Source organism: Nocardiopsis coralli, assembly GCF_014892575.1.
In the GTDB taxonomy this organism is placed as follows: Bacteria; Actinomycetota; Actinomycetes; order Streptosporangiales; family Streptosporangiaceae; genus Nocardiopsis; species Nocardiopsis coralli.
This window is the reverse complement of sequence record NZ_JADBGI010000002.1, coordinates 155,643-174,977: the sequence shown is the minus strand read 5'-3', so window position 1 is coordinate 174,977 and position 19,335 is coordinate 155,643. Positions and strand designations below refer to the sequence as shown.

General features: G+C 71.9%; 13 protein-coding genes. 8 read left to right on the top strand and 5 right to left on the bottom strand.

The features are described 5' to 3' along the window. Positions 1-83 precede the first annotated feature (83 nt). Together IDM40_RS02695 and IDM40_RS02690 are read right to left on the bottom strand one after the other, a co-directional pair. Positions 84-2,213 (bottom strand): prolyl oligopeptidase family serine peptidase, encoded by a 2,130-nt coding sequence (locus IDM40_RS02695; RefSeq protein ID WP_328806919.1) that lies wholly within the window; start codon positions 2,211-2,213, stop codon positions 84-86. Between the two features lie 282 nt (positions 2,214-2,495). After that, entirely contained in the window at positions 2,496-3,704 is a 1,209-nt protein-coding gene (locus IDM40_RS02690) for an ABC transporter ATP-binding protein (protein ID WP_193120274.1), read from the bottom strand. 614 nt (positions 3,705-4,318) lie between these two features. On the opposite strand from IDM40_RS02690, the gene lnt reads away from it, so the two are divergent. Together lnt and IDM40_RS02680 are read left to right on the top strand one after the other, a co-directional pair. Further along, positions 4,319-5,998, top strand: coding sequence for an apolipoprotein N-acyltransferase (gene lnt, locus IDM40_RS02685; RefSeq protein WP_407939924.1), 1,680 nt, complete (start codon positions 4,319-4,321; stop codon positions 5,996-5,998). A 90-nt stretch (positions 5,999-6,088) separates the two neighbouring features. Beyond that, positions 6,089-6,679, top strand: a complete 591-nt coding sequence (locus tag IDM40_RS02680) for an FxsA family protein (protein WP_193120273.1) — start codon at positions 6,089-6,091, stop codon at positions 6,677-6,679. 120 nt (positions 6,680-6,799) lie between these two features. Here IDM40_RS02680 and IDM40_RS02675 read toward each other — a convergent pair whose 3' ends face one another. After that, on the bottom strand, positions 6,800-9,385 hold the full coding sequence (locus IDM40_RS02675; RefSeq protein WP_193120272.1) for an HAD-IC family P-type ATPase: 2,586 nt from the start codon (positions 9,383-9,385) through the stop codon (positions 6,800-6,802). 209 nt (positions 9,386-9,594) lie between these two features. On the opposite strand from IDM40_RS02675, the gene IDM40_RS02670 reads away from it, so the two are divergent. The 5 genes from IDM40_RS02670 to IDM40_RS02650 all read left to right on the top strand — a co-directional run bounded on the left by IDM40_RS02670 (position 9,595) and on the right by IDM40_RS02650 (position 13,180). Beyond that, a complete protein-coding gene (locus IDM40_RS02670) occupies positions 9,595-10,401 on the top strand; it encodes an NRDE family protein (protein WP_193120271.1) in 807 nt (268 codons plus the stop codon). A 127-nt stretch (positions 10,402-10,528) separates the two neighbouring features. After that, on the top strand, positions 10,529-10,894 hold the full coding sequence (locus tag IDM40_RS02665) for a hypothetical protein (RefSeq protein WP_193120270.1): 366 nt from the start codon (positions 10,529-10,531) through the stop codon (positions 10,892-10,894). 183 nt (positions 10,895-11,077) lie between these two features. Then, positions 11,078-11,275: a hypothetical protein gene (locus IDM40_RS02660; RefSeq protein ID WP_193120269.1), complete on the top strand. Its 198-nt coding sequence runs from the start codon at positions 11,078-11,080 to the stop codon at positions 11,273-11,275. Between the two features lie 132 nt (positions 11,276-11,407). Continuing rightward, positions 11,408-12,637, top strand: coding sequence for a cysteine--1-D-myo-inosityl 2-amino-2-deoxy-alpha-D-glucopyranoside ligase (mshC, locus tag IDM40_RS02655; RefSeq protein WP_193120268.1), 1,230 nt, complete (start codon positions 11,408-11,410; stop codon positions 12,635-12,637). A 135-nt stretch (positions 12,638-12,772) separates the two neighbouring features. After that, positions 12,773-13,180, top strand: coding sequence for an ABATE domain-containing protein (locus IDM40_RS02650; protein ID WP_193120267.1), 408 nt, complete (start codon positions 12,773-12,775; stop codon positions 13,178-13,180). Between the two features lie 79 nt (positions 13,181-13,259). Here the strand turns inward: IDM40_RS02650 and IDM40_RS02645 are convergent, their stop codons facing one another. Both IDM40_RS02645 and IDM40_RS02640 read right to left on the bottom strand, forming a co-directional pair. Beyond that, complete coding sequence (locus tag IDM40_RS02645; protein WP_193120266.1) at positions 13,260-14,420, bottom strand: glycosyltransferase family 4 protein; 1,161 nt, start codon at positions 14,418-14,420, stop codon at positions 13,260-13,262. A gap of 253 nt (positions 14,421-14,673) precedes the next feature. Continuing rightward, positions 14,674-15,513: a PAC2 family protein gene (locus tag IDM40_RS02640; RefSeq protein WP_193120265.1), complete on the bottom strand. Its 840-nt coding sequence runs from the start codon at positions 15,511-15,513 to the stop codon at positions 14,674-14,676. A gap of 280 nt (positions 15,514-15,793) precedes the next feature. On the opposite strand from IDM40_RS02640, the gene metH reads away from it, so the two are divergent. After that, positions 15,794-19,270 carry a methionine synthase gene (gene metH, locus IDM40_RS02635; protein WP_193120264.1) on the top strand — a complete coding sequence of 1,159 codons (3,477 nt, stop codon included), beginning with the start codon at positions 15,794-15,796 and terminating at the stop codon, positions 19,268-19,270. The last annotated feature ends 65 nt before the right edge of the window (positions 19,271-19,335 follow it).

Sequence of the window (19,335 nt, the reverse complement as noted above, 5' to 3'; positions counted from 1 at the left end):
CGACCTCGACCTCGATGGGGTCCATACGCACCTCTGCCTTTCTGTTCGCCGTTTCTCCTTGCAGCAGGGCAACCGGCACACGCTCAGCGCGGCGGGAGCCCCGTCTCGTGGGCCGCGAACGCGTGGGCGTCCGCGGCGAGGGCGACCGCCCGGCTCACCGAGCGCGGTCCGTGCCCGACGTCGCGCTCGTAGCGCAGCAGGGCCGGCGGGCGGTCGGGGTCGTGGCCGGCGCCCAGCAGGGCCGCGCACATCTTGCGCGGATGGGCGGCGTCGGTCCGGGTGTCGCCGTCGAAACCGGTCAGCAGTACCCGCGGCAGCCCCGGGTCCGGGCGGCGCCGGGCCGGGTCCAGCGCACGGTGGTAGGGGGAGTACGACATCAGCGCCGCGAAGTCCTCGGGGTCGGCGGCGGTGCCGAACTCACGGGTCCACATCCGGCCCAGTCCCAGGCGTTCGAACCGGACCATGTCGGCCAGCGGCGCGGAGGCGATCACCGACCCGCACACGTGCGGCCGCCACAGCGCCGCGGCCAGGACCAACAGGCCCCCGGCCGAACCGCCCGACAGGCACAACTGCTCCCGCGTGCACAGCCCGTCGCCGACCAGCGCGTCGGCCGCGGCGACCAGGTCCTCGACCGCCCGCGGTTTGTGCCGACCCGCTCCGCGCAGGTGCCAGGAACGCCCCGCGTCGCCGCCACCGCGCACGTGCGCCACGGCGTAGCGCCCGCCGGAGAGCAGCCACGCCAGGACCGTCGCGCTGAACCCGAACTGGCGCGGGCGGCCGAACCCGCCGTAGGCGTGCAGGATCGTGGGCCCCGGGGCCTCCGCCGCGTGCGGGGGCTCGAAGACCGTCACGGGGACCTCGGTCCCGTCCTCCGACCGGCACCGCACCACCGAACGCCGGATCCGCGGAGCCGGAACCCCGTCCCCTGTGTGCGGAGGCCAGGGGAGCGGCCGGTCCGCGCCCGGTGCCAGCGACAGCACCCGCTGCTGGGTGGCCACGTCGGCGTACCCCAGGAACACGGTCCCGTTCGGCGCCGTCTCGGGCACGGTGACCATGCCCTCCCCGGGGAGCCGGACCGTGCGCAGGGGCGCCCCCGTGACCGCGTCGTGCACCGCCGCCTCGCTGATGCCCAGGCGGGTGCGCACCACCAGGAGCGCGGCCCCGGCCCCGGCGTCGGCATCGGCGGGGCAGACGGCGAAGGCGTCCAGAGTCGCCTCCGGGTCCTCGGGCACGACCTCGCGCCAGCGTTCCACCCCGGGATCGTCGGGGTCGGCCGCGCACAGTCGGCGCAGGGGAGCACCGAGGGTGGTGCGCAGGTACAGCAGGCCGTCCGTGCCCAGGCGGGCCTCGGTCTCGGCCTCCACCCCGACCTGGACCGGACGCAGATCGGGGCGGTCCGGCGCGGACGTGTGCAGGTCGGCGATCCACAGGTCGGTGCGGTGCCCGGTTCCGTGGCTCTCGGTCACCAGCAGGCGGCGCCCGCCCAGGATCCGCACGCCCGGAACGGTGCCCGGGGCGGTGCACCGGTGCACGAGGGTCTCGGTCCCGCACGCGACCCGGCGCAGCCACACACCGCGCGTTCCGTGCCGGTCGTCGCGGCGCACGTAGTAGAAGGCGCCGTGGGAGAACAGGCCCTCGGGGAGCCACGCCACGTGGGAGTAGCGCACGCCGCGCACCGGGGGGCCGACACGGGTGCCGGTACCGGTGCACAGGACCCGCAGCTCACCGCGTTCCACCCCGCCCGACGAGGTCTGCACGGCCAGGAGCCGACCCGAGGGATCGGGCTCCCAGGAGTCCAGGGTGGTGCGGCCGGAGGGGTCCTGCGCCGCCGGGTCGAAGACCACCTGCTCGTCGCCGCCCTCGCGGTCGAGGGAGACCACCCGGGGGTGTTCGTCGCCGGCCCGGCGCACGGTGGCGAACATGCGCCCGGTGCGGTGGCGCGGGGACGACCAGAGCTCGGCGCGCACCAGCGAACGGATGCGCTCGCCCAGGCGCCCGCGCAGCGGCCACTGCCGAGCCCGCTGCTCGAACTCGCGGCCCCGCTCGGCCAACCAGCGCCGGGTGGCGGAGCTGTCGGCGGTCTCCAACCACCGGTAGGGGTCGGCGACCGGGCGGCCGTGGAGGGTGTCGACGACCGACCCCGGTCCGTCGGGCCCCGGGGCGGGGGAGAGGGCGGTCGAGAGGGCGGCTCCGTGGGCTCCTCGGTCAGTCACCTTCACATGTTTGAGTGGCCAGGGAGCGGGGGTCAATGCACAGGTTCCTCACCCGGGGCAACGCGACTGTCACGTGAGGGGAAGGTTTGGCGCGCGAAGCCCCTGGCAGTACCGAGGGCCTACCCTGGCGGGAGCTGAGAACCCCGCGGCCGACATCCACAGCCGCCGTCCCGGGCCCGGCACACAGAATGCGCCCCTGCAGGCCGGCCCCGCCCGACACGAGGGAGCGGCCCCCGACCGACGGGTCGGGGGCCGCTCCCTCGTGTCGGGCGGGGGGCAGCTCTAGCTGTGGCCGATGGCCAGACCGCTGTCCTGGTCGAAGAAGTGCAGCTGCGACACGTCGACCGACAGGTTGATGGTGCCGCCGGGGGTGACGTTGCTGCGTGGGCTCACCCGTGCGGTGAACTGCGACCCCTCCGAGGCCAGCGGGAGCGCGGCGTCGCCGTTGTCCTCGTCGCCGGCCGCGTCCTTGGCCAGGGCGGCGGCGTCCTCGTGGCGCACCGGGGGAGCGTCCACACCGAAGATCACGTTGATCTCGGTGCCCAGCTCCTCGGTCACCCGGGCGGTCACCTCGATCCGGGGGTCGCTGTCGCCGGAGAACTCGGCGTCGTTGAAGTCCGAGGGGCGGATGCCCAGGATCACCGAACTGCCGATGTAGTCGCGCAGGCCCGGACGGGAGTCGACGAGCTCGGCCGAGACCGGGAGGGTGTGGTCGGCGAACTTCAGGGCCGCACCGTTGCCGTCGCTCTCCAGACGCGCGTCCACGAAGTTCATCGCCGGGGAACCGATGAACCCGGCCACGAACAGGTTCACCGGGGCGTCGAACAGGCGCTTGGGCGTGTCGACCTGCTGCAGGCGACCGTCGCGCAGCACCGCGACCCGGTCGCCGAGCGTCATCGCCTCGACCTGGTCGTGGGTGACGTAGACGGTGGTCACACCCAGGCGCTCGTGCAGCTGGTTGAGGGAGGCGCGCATCTGCACACGCAGCTTCGCGTCCAGGTTCGACAGCGGCTCGTCCATGAGGAACGCGCGGGGCTCGCGCACGATCGCACGGCCCATCGCCACACGCTGGCGCTGACCACCGGAGAGCGCCCCGGGCTTGCGCTTGAGGTAGGGCTCCAGGCCCAGCATCCCGGCGGCCTCCTTGACCCGGCGCGCGATCTCCGACTTGGAGACCTTGCGCAGCTTCAGACCGAAGGCGAGGTTCTGCTCCACGGTCATGTGGGGGTAGAGCGCGTAGTTCTGGAAGACCATCGCGATGTCGCGGTCCTTGGGCGGGCGGTCGTTGACGATCTCGTCGCCGATCGCCAGGGTCCCGCCGGTGATCTCCTCCAGTCCCGCGATCATGCGCAGCGCGGTGGACTTGCCGCAGCCCGAGGGGCCGACGAGCACCATGAACTCGCCGTCCTCGATGTGCAGGTTGAGGTCGTCGACGGCCTTGACGTCGCCCCCGTAGACCTTGTCGACGCCGTCCAGAACGATGTCGGCCATGGATCGTGCTCCGTTTCCGCTGGGGGTGGCGGAGCGCGCCCTCGTGGCTGATCAGGGACCTCCGGCCACCGCTTTTGAAGTTGATCGAAAAAGCGGCTATCGCTGATCACATCAGACACGATCTTGATCAAAATGTCCATGGGGGCGCCGGTTTCGGTCCGCTCCCGGCACACCCCGACCCCAGGTCACCCAACTGGCGTGCGTCCGGCAGGTGCGTTAGCCTGTCCGACGGTTCGCCACGTTCTCCCCATCCTCCACTCGGCTGCGTGGCCACGACACGGCTTCGTAAGTTGAACCACCGGGTCGGGGAGTCTGGGTAACCTGACGACCAGTCCAGCACTGGACGGACCGGTTCTGCGGCCCCCGCTCGTCCGATTGGATGCTGCACCACGTGCCAGGTGCGGTTGGGATCGGGTGAGGGGCGGAGTACCGCGACCGGGCGGGGGGTTGGACCCGGAAAAGGCCCGAACATCCAGTAGACAACGGTTTTCCGAGCTCGCCGCCGACGGGACGGAGCCGGTCCGAAGGGTGGCTCGGGCCTTTTCCGCGTCCCCCCATACCCCCCATATGCTGGTCGGCGCACCCCGTCCGCCAGCCGAAAGCGAGCGCGCCACGTGGCCGCCGAGTACACCGGGTCCGACAGCGTCAGCGAGACCCTCCACCCCCCGGCCGAACGCGCCGAAGAACCCGCGAGACCCTCCCTGGGAACCGTCTTCCTCCCCGGGCACCACTGGGGCCGCTACGACCTCCTCTGGCGCGTGCTCGCCGCCCTCGGTTCCGGCCTCGCCCAGCTCCTCGCCCTGCCGCCCTACGGCCAGTGGTGGCTCGGTCCCCTCAGCGCCGCCCTCCTCTTCTTCGCCGTCGCCGGGTCCCGGCCCCGCCGCGCCGCCTGGCTCGGCGCCCTCGCCGGCGCCACGCTCATGGTCCCGCTGGTCAGCTGGCAGGACATCTTCGGCGTCGACGTGTGGCTGGCCATCGCCGCCGCCGAGACCGTCTACTTCCTGCCCATGGCGATCGGCCTGGCCCTGGTCGGCCGACTGCCCGGATGGCCGGTGTGGACCGCCGCCCTGTGGGTGGCCCAGGAGGCCGTGCGCGCCCGCTGGCCCCTGGGCGGATTCCCTTGGGGCAAGCTCGCCTTCGCCCAGCCCGACACCGCCTTCTCCGGATACGCGGCCCTGGGCTCCTCCGCGCTGGTCTCCTTCGCCGTCGCCCTGACCGGCGCCCTGCTGCTGTGGACCCTCCTGCGCACCGTCGCCGCCCGCGGCCGCACCCGGCTGTTCGCCGGAAGCATCGGCCTGGCCGCCACCGCCGCGATCGTGGCCGGCGGGGTCCTGGCGCCCGCGATCGGCCGCCCCGCCGTGGACGAGCAGGTCACCGTCGGCATGGTGCAGGGCAACGTCCCCAACGTCGGGGAGATGTCGGTCCTGGGCGAGCGCATGCAGGTCCTGGAGAACCACGCCGACGGGGTGCACGAGCTCGCCGACTCCGTCCGCGAGGGCTCGGTCCCCGAACCCGACATGGTGCTGCTGCCCGAGAACGCCAGCGACATCGACCCGTTCCGCGACCCCGCCGCCCGCGAGACCATCGACGCGGCCGCGGACGACATCGGGGTCCCGATGCTGTGGGGCATCAGCAGGTTCAACGACGACGGCACCCGCCACGTGCAGAGTGTGGTCTGGGACCCGGAGGAGGGCCCCGGCGACCACTACGACAAGCGCTACCTCGTGCCCTTCGGCGAGTACATCCCCTACCGCGACTTCTTCACGCAGTTCGTCGAGCGCCTCGAACAGGTCAGCTCCGATGCGATCCCGGGAACCGAACCCGGCGCCCTCGACGTCGCCGGCACCACCCTGGGCGTGGGCATCTGCTTCGACGTGGCCTTCGACCGCCCCGTGCGCGAGGCCGTCGACGCCGGCGGACAGATCATCGTGATCCCCACCAACAACGCCAACTACAACTTCACCGGCCAGTCCGACCAGCAGCTGGCCATCACACAGCTGCGCGCCGTCGAACACGGCCGCCCCGCCGTGGTGACCAGCACCAGCGGCATCAGCGCCGTCGTCGCCCCCGACGGCACCGTCGAATACCGTTCGCCCGAAGCCGAACCCGACGTCCACGTCGCCGAGGTCACCGCCATGGACGGGCCCACCGTCGCCACCCGCCTGGGCGCGGGCCCCGAAGCGGTCCTGGCCGGACTGGGCCTGGCCGCCGTGGCCGGGGCCGTGGTCGCTACCCGGCGCCGTGCGGCCCGCGCCACAGGCACCGCGGCCGTACCGGACGCGTCGAACGGGTAGGACGACCCACGAGGGAACCATGTGCGGCCCGGGAGCGTTCTCCCCGCAGGGAGGTCCTCCCGGCCCCGCCGATGATTGGATGGATTCGCGATGCCGCTGCTGACAGTGCTGGCGCTCATGGCACTGCCCTTCGTCGAGGTGTGGCTGATGATCGTGGTCGGCGGCTCGATCGGAGTGCCGTGGACCCTCGCCGCACTCGTGTCCCTGATGATCCTGGGTGTGGCCGTGCTGCGCCGGGCCGGGACCAAGGCCTTCCGCGACGCCGACGAGGCGATGCGCACCGGCCAACAGCCCCGCGGCGGGCTGCTCGATCCCCTCATGCTCATGGCCGGCGGTGTCCTGCTGGTGATCCCCGGCTTCCTCACGGCCGCCCTCGGGCTGCTGCTCGTGCTGCCCTTCACCCGGCCGCTCCTGCGCTGGGTGTTCGTGGGCTGGGCCGAGCGCCGCATGCGCCGGATGCAGGACCGCATGGAGGAGCGCATGGCCGACCAGGGCATGCGCGTGCCCAGCCAGGGCCCCGCGAGCCCGTTTGGTGCCCGCCCCGGCGCCGACCCCTTCGGCTCGCGTCCCGGCGGCGGGCCCGCCCAGGGGCAGGACCAGAGCGAGGAGCCGCGCAGCCCTCAGGAGGGCCGCGTCATCAAGGGCCAGTTCGAACCGGTCGAGGACGACGACAAGAACTGACCCCCACGAACCCCCGGGGAGGCGCGCCCCCGGGTCCACGACGGGCCCGCCGCGGAGAGGTATCCGCGGCGGGCCCGTTCTCTGTCTCCGGGGGCCGGCCGAACAGCGGCCCCGGGTGCCTCACACGGTCTCGGCCTCCGCCTCGGCCCGTTCCTCCGCACGCCGTTCGGCCTCGCGCCGCGCCTCGGCCCGCGCCGTCATCCGGTCGTCGACCACCCGCACCACCGTGATCGCCGCGATCGCCACACCCGCGACGACCAGGGCGGTCACCACCTTGGCGGGCTCGCTCACGTCCAGCGCGAAGAACCACTGCCCGGCCGGGGTCACCATGGCCAGGGTCAGCAGCCCGGCCATCGATGCCACCAGCACGACCTTCCACCACACGTACGGTTTGGCCACCAGCAGCAGCACCCACAGCGTCGTCGCGCACAGCGTGATGACCACGGCCGTGCGGTCGGCGTCGGTGGGCACGCTCTGCCCGCCGAGCACCAGCAGATAGGTCGTCACCGCCGCCAGGCCGGCGATCGCCCCCGAGGGGATCGCCAACCGCAGCGTGCGTGTGACGAAGCCCGGCCGCGCAAGGTCGGTGTTGGGCGCCAGTGCCAGGAAGAACGACGGGATCCCGAACGTGACCGCGTTGATCAGCGTGGCGTGCCGAGGGAAGAAGGGGTAGGAGACCGCCAGCAGCCCCACCACCGTCGCCAGCACCATCGTGTAGACGGTCTTGGTCAGGAACAGGCTCGCCACCCGCTCGATGTTGCCGATGACCCGGCGCCCCTCGGCCACCACCCGCGGCAGCACCGCGAACCGGTTGTCCAACAGCACCAGCTGCGCGAGCGACCGCGACGCCGGGCTGCCGGAGCCCATCGCCACACCGATGTCGGCCTCCTTCAGCGCCAGCACGTCGTTGACCCCGTCACCGGTCATCGCCACCGTGTGCCCGCGGTCGCGGAGCCCGCGCACCAGCTCGCGCTTGCGCTCGGGCGTGACCCGGCCGAACGCGGAGGCCTCCTCCGCGCGCCGGGCGAGCTTGTCCGGGTCCTCGGGCAGCTCGCGCGCGTCCACCGGGTCCTCTGCCCCCGGAAGGTCGACCTCGCGCCCGACCGCACCGACCGAGGCCGCGTGGTCGCCGGAGATGATCTTGACGTCCACGCCCTGGTCGGAGAAGTAGTCCAGGGTCGGGCCCGCGTCCTGGCGCACCTTCTGGTCCAGCACCACCAGCGCCACCGGCTGCACGGTGCCCGGCGCATCGTCGGAGTCCACCCGGACCGAGGCCCGCGCCAGCAACAGCACACGCAGGCCCTGGGCGCCCAGGCGGGCCGCCTCCTGCGCGGCCGGGGAGTCCGGATCGGCGAGCACGTCGGTGGCGCCCAGGACCCAGTGCCGCTCGCCCTCCGGGGTGGCCACGCTCGCGCCGCTCCACTTGCGCGCGGACGAGAACGGCGCCACCGCGGTGACCGTCCAGTCCGGCACCTGCCGCCCGGAGGCCTCGCAGCCCTGTGCGATCGCGGCCATGCTCGCGTTGTGGTCCGGGTCGGCCGCCGCCAGCGCGGTCAGCACCGACGAGGGGTCGTCGGCAGCGACGCCCCGGTGCCCGCCCAGGTCGCGGATCTCGGCGAGCTTCATGCCCACCTCGGTCAGCGTTCCGGTCTTGTCGGTGCACACCACGTCGACCCGGGCCAGGCCCTCGATCGCCGGCAGCTCCTGCACCAGGCACTTGTGCTGCCCCAGCCGCACCACACCGACCGCGAAGGCGATGCTCGTCAGCAGGATCAGGCCCTCGGGGATCATCGACACCAGCGCGGCCACCATCCCGCGCAGGGCGTCGGCCAGCGGGCCGGTCATCTGCCCGTTGGCCGCGGGGGCGTCCATGGCCACGTGCCCGCCCATGAACAGCTGGCTGTAGATCAGCAGCGCACCGATGGGGAACATCGCGTACGTGATCCAGGCCAGCATCCGGTCGATGCCCGAACGCAGCTCCGACCGCACCAGCGAGAACCGGCTCGCCTCCTCGGACAGGCGGGCGGCGTAGGCGTGCCGTCCCACCTTCGTCGCGCGGAACCGTCCCGTACCGGCCACGACGAAACTGCCCGACATCACCGTCTCGCCGGGCTGCTTGACGACCGGGTCGGCCTCACCGGTCAGCAGCGACTCGTCGACCTCCAGGCCGCCCGACCAGGTCACCACGCCGTCCACGACGATCTGGTCGCCGACGCCCACCTCCAGGACCTCGTCGAGCACGATGTCCTGTGTGGCCACCTCCACCGTTTCCCCGTCGCGCACCACCCGGGGCCGGGCCGCGTTGACGATCGCGAGCTTGTCCAGGGTGCGCTTGGCCCGCAGCTCCTGGACGATGCCGATCAGGGTGTTGATCAGGATGACCAGCGCGAACAGGCCGTCCTGCACGGGCCCGATCACCGCGATGATGGCGAACAGCACCGCGATCATCGCGTTGATGCGGGTGAAGACGTTGCCCCGCACGATCTGGCCCACCGAACGGCTGGCCCGCACCGGCACGTCGTTGGTGCGGCCGGCGGCGACCCGGTCGGCGACCTCGGCGGCGCTCAGCCCGTTCTCGGGGGGAGGCCCCGCCAGGTGCGGGGGAGCGGCCCCTCGGACCGCATCGTCCACGGCACGCAACGACCCGGGCGTCCCCGTCGGCCCGGTGCTCGGGGCACCGTCGTCGCGATCGGCATGTTCGGGCACGCACACTCCCCGGTGAGTACGAGATGAGGATGTCCGAGGGCGGTCCGGGCCGGTGGGACACCGGCCGGTCTCCGCCCCATGACGCCTTGGTCACAAGGTGGAACACAAGGGTAGAGGACCTCACGAGTGCACCGGCGCCCCCGCGCGTTCCCCGGCACACGTTGCGACGTACCTCCCCACAGCACGCACCCCGCCCGTAGAGTGTGCCCATGTGCACCGTCGTCGTCGGTTTCGATCCCCAGGCGCACACACCCCTGGTGGTGGCCGCCCTGCGGGACGAGATCCGCTCGCGCCCCTGGGACCGGCCCGCCCACCACTGGCCCGAGCGGCCCGGGCTCGTCGGCGGACGCGACCGCCTCGCCGGTGGCACCTGGCTCGCCGTGGACCCCGCGCGCTCGCGCACCGCCGCCCTGCTCAACGGGTGGCCCTGGGACGGCAGCATGCCCTGGGAGGGCTCCTATCCCGCCAGCCGCGGCGACCTGCCCCTGATCGCCCTCGCCGGCCAGGGGCGCGACCCCCTCCAAGGGCTGGACCTGACCCGCTACGCCCCCTTCCACCTGCTCGACGCCGACCCCTACCGCGCCACCCTGCACAGCTGGGACGGGCGCTGCCTGGACACCCGCCCCCTGCCCGTGGGCGTGGCCACCGTCGTCAACACCGGCCTCGACCCCGCCGACCCGCGTTCGGTACGCCACACACCCGAGTTCGCGGCCACCCGACCCGACCCCGACGACCTGTCCGGCCTCAGCGACCCGGAGAGCATCTGGGGCGCCTGGCCCGCCCTCATCACCCGGGCCGCACACGAGCCCACCCGTTCGGCCGGAACCGACGACAGCGGCGACCCCTCCGGCCTCATCGCCCACGCCGACCTGGGAGACGGCCAGGTCTGGGCCACCGGGTCGGTCACCCTCGTGGCGGCCGACCGCGACACCGTCCGCTACGCCTTCACCTCGGATCCCGCCGACCCCGCCGCCTGGGAAACGGTCGACGTGCAACGCCCCGCACCCCACCGCTGAAAGCCGACCGAAGGTCCCGTGTAGGCGCGATGGGACAGGGTGAGGTGAACGCGGAGGCCGAGGCGTGCGTCAGACCGCATGACCCCGCTTCGGCGGTGACCGACCCCCGATTCGTGAGGAGACCCCCGTGAGCGCCGAACCCGTCCGTGACCTCCAGGCCGCCGCCGTGGCCACCACCCACCCCGCCGAGCTGACCGGACGGTGGGTCTACCTGCGCGACACCGGGGCCGGTGTGCTCACCGGCGCCGACCGCTCCCGCGACGGCCGCTGGCACTGGAGCCTGCGCACCCCCGAGGGCCGAGCCGAAGGCACCGGTTACCCCCACGCGGCCCCGCTGAGCCGCCACGCCCTGCCGCGCACCCGCCGCGCCCGCCACCAGCTGCGCGCCCTGTGCGCGGACCTCGCCGAGTACGCACCCGAGGCCACCGCGGAGCGGGACCTCGCCGAGCACGACCTCGACCTGCTCGAGCTCGAGCTGACCGCCCAGCCCTGAGCGCCTCCCGCCACCGGGGACGTTCGGCGCCCGGCCCCGGTGGTACGCCTCTCGGCCCCCTGTGAGCGGCCACGTATAAGGACCGCGTAAACCCTCTGTGTGAACACAGCGTCTCCAAGGCGACGGAACGGCCGTCGACGGCGCGGGCACGCGCATCACGTGTCACACCTGCAGGGGGACACCATGGACGGCAGACGCGGTGCACTCGTGGAGATACTCGAGAGCGGGGCCTACTGGCTCTTCTACGTGGTCTCCGTGTGCGGTGCGCTCCTGCACTGGAACTCGGGCAACGGCCTCCTCGCGGCCCTGTGCGCCTTCGCCGCCGTCAGCGGCGCCCTGCTCATCGCCCGCACCCACCCGCGCCCGCTCGCGCACGGCTGAGCCCCGGCGCCACCGAACGCCGAACCCCGTCGCGCAAGCGCTTATTCCCAGGCCCTCTGGGGTGAACATCACCGACCCCGGGCCCCGCACCCAGGGGGTTCGTCCTGGGGTCGTCCGGATAGGCTTTCGGGCATGCGTTCATGGTCTGCGCCTGACATCGTCCCCCTGCCGGGTACCGGCGGTCCCCTCCGACTCCACGACACCGCGAGCGAGCGCGTCGTGACCACGGAGCCCGGACCCACGGCCGGGATGTACGCCTGCGGCATCACCCCCTACGACGCCGCGCATCTGGGCCACGCGTTCACCTACCTGGCCTTCGACCTGGTCAACCGGGTCTGGCGCGACGCCGGACACGAGGTCGACTACGTCCAGAACACCACCGACATCGACGACCCGCTCCTGGAGCGCGCCGCCGCCACCGGGGAGGACTGGCGCGACCTCGCCCACCGGGAGATCGACGTCTTCCGCGCCGACATGGCCGCACTGCGTATCCTGCCGCCCTCCTCCTACGTGGGCGTGGTCGAGTCGGTCGACCTCATCAGCGACCTGGCCGTGCGCCTGCGCGACACCGGGGCCACCTACGAGATCGACGGCGACCTGTACTTCTCGGCGGCCGACGCGCCCCACCTCGGCGAGCTCGGGCACATGGACCGCACCGAGATGCTCGAGCTCTTCGGTGAACGCGGTGGCGACCCCGACCGTCCGGGCAAGAAGGACCCGCTGGACTGGCTGCTCTGGCGCGCCGAGCGCCCCGGCGAACCCGCCTGGGACAGCCCTCTGGGCCGCGGGCGCCCCGGCTGGCACATCGAGTGCAGCGCCATCGCCCTGGACCGGCTCGGCCCCGCCTTCGACCTCAACGGCGGCGGCAGCGACCTCATCTTCCCGCACCACGAGATGGGCGGCGCCGAGACCCGATGTGCCACGGGCGGACCCAACGCCCACACCCACATGCACGTCGGTATGGTCGGCCTCGACGGCGAGAAGATGTCCAAGTCCAAGGGCAACCTGGTCTTCGTCTCCAAGCTCCGCGAACAGGGCGTGGACCCGGCCGTGATCCGCCTGGCCATGCTCGACCACCACTACCGCACCCCCTGGGACTGGACCGGCGCCGAGATCCCGAGCGCCACCGCCCGCGCCGACCGCTGGCGCGCGGCCCTGGCCCTGGACTCCGCGCCCTCCGCCGAGCCGGTCCTGGCCGCCGTGCGCGCCGCCCTGGCCGAGGACCTCGACTCCCCGGCGGCCCTGCGCGCCGTCGATGCCTGGGCCGAGGCCGCGCTGGCCGAGGGCGGCACCGACACCGGCGCCCCCGCCCTGGTGCGCTCCACCATCGACACCCTGCTGGGCGTGGACCTGGGCCGCTGAGCCCTCCCGCGACGAGCACACGCGCGGCCCGCCCCGGAGACCGGCTCCCGGGGCGGGCCGTCGCATGTGGCCACCTGTGGCCACGATTTCACGCGTTGTGCTGAAGCGCGCCCGCGGACGTGGTGGGATGAGGGCATGAGTACCCCCACACAGCACAGCACAGCCGCCGCGCTCGTCTCGGACTTCGTCACCTCGGGGGAGGCGCTCGGCGACCGGGCCGATCTCGCACGCTTCATGCGCGAGCACGGCCTGGTCACCGAAGGGGCCATCCCGATCACCCTCGCCGATCTGGACGAGGCCGTCACACTCCGGGAGGGTCTGCGCGAGGCCCTGCGCGGGCCCGACGGCGACCCCGAGGCCGTCGCCCGCGGGCAGAAGGTCCTGGACGGCCTGCGTGTGACCGTGCGCATCACCCCCGAACCGGAGGCCGCCAGTGTGCTGGCGCCGGCCGTGGTCGACGAGGTCCGGCGCGGCCTGGCCCGCGTGGCCGGGGCCTGGGCCACCGTCCTGGCCACGGGGGAGTGGCGCACGCTGCGTCCCTGACACGAGTCCCCGCACACGCAGGGCCGCCCGCGGCGCTCTTCCGCGGGCGGCACTGTGTTCCTCCGGTCAGTCCGTCGCCTCAGCGCAGGGTCTTGAGGAACCCTTCCCAGCGCCGGGTGATGTCGTCGAGGCCGTAACGCTGCGCGGAGACCAGGGCGTTGTCACCCATCCGCTCGCGTTCGGCCGGGTCCTCCACCAGGCTCAGCATGGCCTTGCCCAGGGCGTCCACGTCCTGCGGGGGCACGAGGAGCCCGTCGTGGCCGTGCTCGATGATCTCCCTGGGCCCGTGCGGGCAGTCGAAGCTGACCACCGGCACACCCACGGAGAAGCCCTCCACGATGGTCATGCCGAAGCCCTCCACCCGGGAGCTGATGGCCAGGACCGAGGCCTGCGACAGGGAGCCGAGCACGTCCTTGGTCTGGCCCATGAGCTCGACGTTGTCCTCCAGGCCCAGCTGCTCGATGGTGCGGCGGATCTTCTTCTCCTGGTCACCCGAACCGTAGATGCGCAGCCGCCACTCGGGGTGCTTCTCCACCACGTGGGTGAAGGCCTTCAGGAGCTTGGGGTATTGCTTGACGGGGGACAGGCGCCCGGCCGCGGCGATCGCCGGCTCGCTCAGCGCCGAACGCGGCCGCTGCTCGGCGTCCAGGGGGTTGGGCATGACCACCAGGCGTTGCTGAGGCACGGCCGTGCGCTCGGCGTAGGCCTTGCGGTCGGTGTCGGTGAGCACGCTCACGCCGTTCAGGCGGGGGTACAGCCGGGAGATCGCCTCGGCCACCTCGGCCGTGTGCTCGTTGAGGTTCAGGTGCTCCTGCCCGATGGTGCGCACACGCTTGGGCGCCCAGGAGGCGATGAGGAGGTTGATGCCGGGGCGGGTGCCCATGACCACGTCGGCGTCGGTGGTGCGCAGGTACCGGTGCAGCGCCGCCACGGCCTCGGGGGTGTAGTTGCGGTTGCGTGCGCGCTCGGACTCGGGAACGATCTGCTCCGCCCGCCGCGACCACCAGAACCGTGCCAGGTCGCCCGGTTTGTGCTCAGGCTCGGGCGCTCCGGGACGGGCATCGCTCAGAGGGATGATCCGTACACCCTCGGGAAGCCGGAAGAACGTGTCCTCCCGCTTGCGCGCCAGACTGACGATCTCCACCTCGTGGTTGCGCGACAGCCCCTCGGCGAGGTTGTAGACGGTGCGAACGGTGCCACCCATGGTGTACCCGTTGGCGATGACGAAGGCGATCTTCACGCCGGCCCCCCGGCCACGCCCCTCGCGGTTGGGCGGGTCTTCCGTCCTGTTTCCCGGGAACGGTCCATGCGGAGCGGGATGCGCGGCCGGCGTGATCCCCGTCCACACGCCTGTGCCGTCGCTGATGGAACCGGTTCCTCGGTCCGCGAGCTGGGCCCGACACTACCCAGTCGAGAGTAAGGCGTGCATAATACTTTCACCCGGGCATATCTTATGCCCGGGGCCGGAACCGGGCTCCGCCCCGGCACCGGGATCAGCTCTCGTCGCGGCGGCGCAGGTAGCGCTCGAACTCGCGCGCGATCGCGTCCCCGGACGCCTCCGGGAGGTCGGCGGTGTCCTTGGCCTCCTCCAGGCCCCGGACGTAGGCCGAGATCTCCTCGTCCTCTGCCGTGAGCTCGTCGACGTTGGTCTCCCAGGACACCGCCTCCTCGGGCAGTTCACCCAGGGGCACCCGGACCCCGGAGAAGTCCTCGACCCACGCCAACAGCGCCAGTGCCGCCTTCGGGCACGGCGGCTGGGCCACGTAGTGCGGCACCGCCGCCCACAGCGACACCGTGTCCAGGCCCGCCTGAGCGAAGGCCTGGTGCACCACGCCCAGGATCCCCGTGGGGCCCGAGTAGGTGGTCGCGTCCAGCCCGTGGCGGGTCCCCAGCTCGACCGGGGCGGCCATGCCCGTGACCGGTACCGGCCGCGTGTGCGGTGCGTCCGCCAACAGCGAACCCAGCATCACCACGCGTGTCACACCGAGCTCGCGGGCGATCGCCAGCAGGTCGGCGGCGTAGGAGCGCCACCGCATGTTCGGCTCGGGTCCGTCGACCAGGACCACGTCCCGCCCCTGGTCCGGTGGGGAGGCCAACCGCACCCGTGTGGTGGGCCACTCGATCTCCTCCACGGCACCGTCCACGACCGACATCCGCGGTCGCGCCACCTGGAAGTCGTAGTAGTCGTCCGGCGTGAGCGCGCACAACTGGCGCGCCCCCCACTGGTTCGACAAGTGGTCCACTGCGAGGCTCGCGGCCTCGCCGGCGTCGTTCCATCCCTCGAACGCCACCACCATGACAGGCTCGACAAGCTCCCGGACGAGCTTGATCATCGTGGCCCCTTCCTGCACGCGGACCCGTCCACCCTATGGGCTGGTGCCCTCAGCGGGAAACCGTTCCACGCACACGGTACGAACGCCGCATCCCACACCGGGTGGGACACGCGTCCCACGTGCTGAAACGCACGATGTTGTACGCTCACCGCTGCGACCGAGAGCGGACACCGCCGTCCCCTCGCACGACCCGTCCACAGCGCCGTCGGTCGACCCAGTGCCGCGGATCACGGGGGCCACCTCGGGTCGCCGCGGTGCCGGAGAGCTAGAGTGGCCGAATATGAGAGATCGCCCCACCTTCCGTGAAGTACTGACCGAACGTGTCGTCGTCGCGGACGGAGCGATGGGCACGATGCTCCAGGCGTACGACCTCCCCCTCGACGAGTTCGAGGGTCACGAGGGCTGCAACGACATCCTCAACATCACCCGTCCCGACATCGTCCGCGAGACCCACGCCGCCTTTCTTGCCGTGGGAACCGACTGCATCGGGACGAACACGTTCTCCGCGAACTACGGAGGACTCGTCGAGTACGGCATCGAGGACCGCAGCCACGAGATCGCCGAGGCCGGAGCACGGCTGGCCCGTGAGGCCGCCGACGCCCACGCCACCCCCGACCACCCCCGCTACGTCCTTGGGTCCATGGGCCCGGGAACCCGGCTTCCCACCCTGGGCCACGCCCCCTACAGTCATCTGCGCAACTACTACGAGCAGTCCGCGCTCGGCCTCATCAGCGGCGGCTCGGACGCGATCCTGATCGAGACCAGCCAGGACCTGCTCCAGGTCAAGGCCGCGGTCGTCGGCGCCAAGCGCGCACGCAAGAGCCTGGGCCAGGACGTGCCGATCATCGCCCAGGTCGCCATCGAGACCAACGGTGCGATGCTCATGGGTTCGGAGATCGGCGCCGCGCTGACCTCCCTCGAGCCGCTGGGCATCGACGTCATCGGCATCAACTGCTCCACCGGGCCCGCGGAGATGAGCGAGCACCTGCGCTACCTCTCGCACCACGCGCGCGTGCCGATCTCCTGCATGCCCAACGCCGGCCTGCCCAAGCTGGGGGCCAACGGCGCCTACTACGACCTCTCCCCGGAGGAACTGGCCGAGGCCCACGACACCTTCACCGGCGAGTACGGGCTGAGCCTGGTCGGCGGCTGCTGCGGCACCACCCCCGAGCACCTGCGCGTGGTCGTCGAGCAGGTCCAGGGCCGCGGCGTCAAGAACCGCAAGCCCCTGGCCGAGCCCTCGCTCTCGTCGCTGTACCAGAGCGTGCCCTTCCGCCAGGACGCCAGCTACCTGGCCGTCGGCGAGCGCACCAACGCCAACGGGTCCAAGAAGTTCCGCGAGGCGATGCTCGCCGAGGACTGGGACACCTGCGTGGACATCGCCCGCGACCAGATCAGCGACGGCGCCCACCTGCTCGACCTCAACGTCGACTACGTCGGCCGCGACGGTGCGGCCGACATGCGTGAGCTCGCCTCCCGCTTCTCCACCAACTCGACCCTGCCGGTCATGCTCGACTCCACCGAGCCGGCGGTCATGGAAGCAGGGCTCGAGGCCCTCGGCGGCCGCGCGATCATCAACTCGGTCAACTACGAGGACGGCGACGGCCCGGACTCGCGTTTCAACCGCATCATGAGCCTGGTCGCCGAGCACGGTTCCGCCGTGGTCGGGCTGTGCATCGACGAGGAGGGCCAGGCCCGCACCGCCGACTGGAAGCTGGACGTGGCCACCCGGCTGATCGAACAGCTCACCGGCGAATGGGGGATGCGCACCGGTGACATCGTCATCGACTGCCTCACCTTCCCCATCACCACCGGGCAGGAGGAGACCCGCAAGGACGGCATCGAGACCCTCGAGGCCATCCGGCGGCTCAAGGAGCGCTACCCCGAGGTGCAGACCACCCTGGGGCTGTCCAACCTGTCCTTCGGCGTCAACCCGGCCGCCCGCATCGTGCTCAACTCGGTCTTCCTGCACGAGGCGGTCCAGGTCGGGCTGGACTCGGCCATCGTGCACGCCTCCAAGATCGTGCCGATGAACCAGATCCCCGACGACCAGCGCGAGACCGCTCTGGACCTCATCTTCGACCGGCGCACCGAGGACTACGACCCCCTGGCCAAGTTCATCGACATGTTCCAGGGTGTGGACGCCGCCGCCATGAAGGAGTCCCGCGCCGAGCGGCTGGCCGCGCTGCCCCTGTGGGAGCGCCTGGAGCAGCGCATCGTCGACGGCGACGCCAACGGCATGGAGGAGGACCTCCACGAGGCCCTGGCCGACAAGCCGGCCCTGGACATCGTCAACGACCACCTGCTCGCGGGCATGAAGGTCGTCGGCGACCTGTTCGGTTCCGGTGAGATGCAGCTGCCGTTCGTGCTCAAGTCGGCCGAGGTCATGAAGGGCGCCGTCGCCGTCCTCGAGCCGCACATGGAGAAGAACGAGGACGACGAGGGCAAGGGGCGCATCCTCCTGGCCACCGTCAAGGGCGACGTCCACGACATCGGCAAGAACCTCGTGGACATCATCCTGTCCAACAACGGCTACGACGTGGTCAACATCGGCATCAAGCAGCCGGTGAACACCATCCTGGAGAGCGCCGAGGCCGAGCGTGCCGACGTCATCGGCATGTCCGGTCTGCTGGTCAAGTCCACGGTCATCATGAAGGAGAACCTCGAGGAGATGAACTCCCGGGGCATCTCCGAGCAGTACCCCGTCCTGTTGGGCGGGGCGGCCCTGACACGCTCCTACGTCGAGCAGGACCTGGCGGAGGTCTTCGACGGGGAGGTGCGCTACGCCAAGGACGCGTTCGAGGGGCTCAGCCTCATGGACTCCATGATGGCGGTCAAGCGCGGTGAGGAAGGGGCCAAGCTCCCCGAGCTGCGCGGACGCAAGACCAAGCGCGGCGCCACCCTGAAGGTCACCGCGCCCGAGGACATGCCCTCGCGCAGTGACGTGGCGACCGACAACGCCGTGCCGGAGCCGCCGTTCTGGGGCTCGCGCATCAGCAAGGGCATCCCGCTGGCCGACTACACCTCGTTCCTCGACGAGCGTGCCGTCTTCATGGGCCAGTGGGGCCTCAAGGGCGCCCGCGGCGGCAACGGACCCTCCTATCAGGAGCTGGTGGAGTCCGAGGGCCGTCCGCGCATGCGGAGCTGGCTGGACCGCATCCGCACCGACGGCCTCCTGGAGGCCGCGGTCGTGCACGGGTACTTCCCCTGCTACAGCGAGAACGACGACCTGGTGGTCCTGGACGAGGACGGGAAGGCCGAGCTCGAGCGCTTCACCTTCCCGCGCCAGCGCCGCGACCGCCACCTCTGCCTGTCGGACTTCTACCGGCCCAAGGAGTCCGGTGAGCTCGACGTGGCCGCCTTCCAGGTCGTGACCGTCGGTTCGGCGATCAGCCGGGCCACCGCCGAGCTCTTCGAGAAGAACGCCTACCGCGACTACCTGGAGCTGCACGGGCTCTCGGTCCAGCTCACCGAGGCGCTGGCCGAGTACTGGCACACCCGGGTGCGCGCAGAGCTGGGCTTCGCGGGCGAGGACCCTGCCGAACTGGCCGCGTTCTTCAAGCTCGGTTACCGGGGCGCGCGTTTCTCCCTGGGTTACGGGGCCTGCCCCAGCCTGGAGGACCGCGCCAAGATCATGCGGCTGCTGGAGCCCGAGCGGGTCGGCGTCACGCTCTCGGAGGAGTTCCAGCTCGTCCCGGAGCAGGCCACCGACGCGATCGTGATCCACCACCCGGAGGCGACCTACTTCAACGTCTGACCGGCCCACGCCTCCACCACGGGGTCCCCGGGCTCGCCCGGGGACCCCGTTCGTGCGTCCGGGCC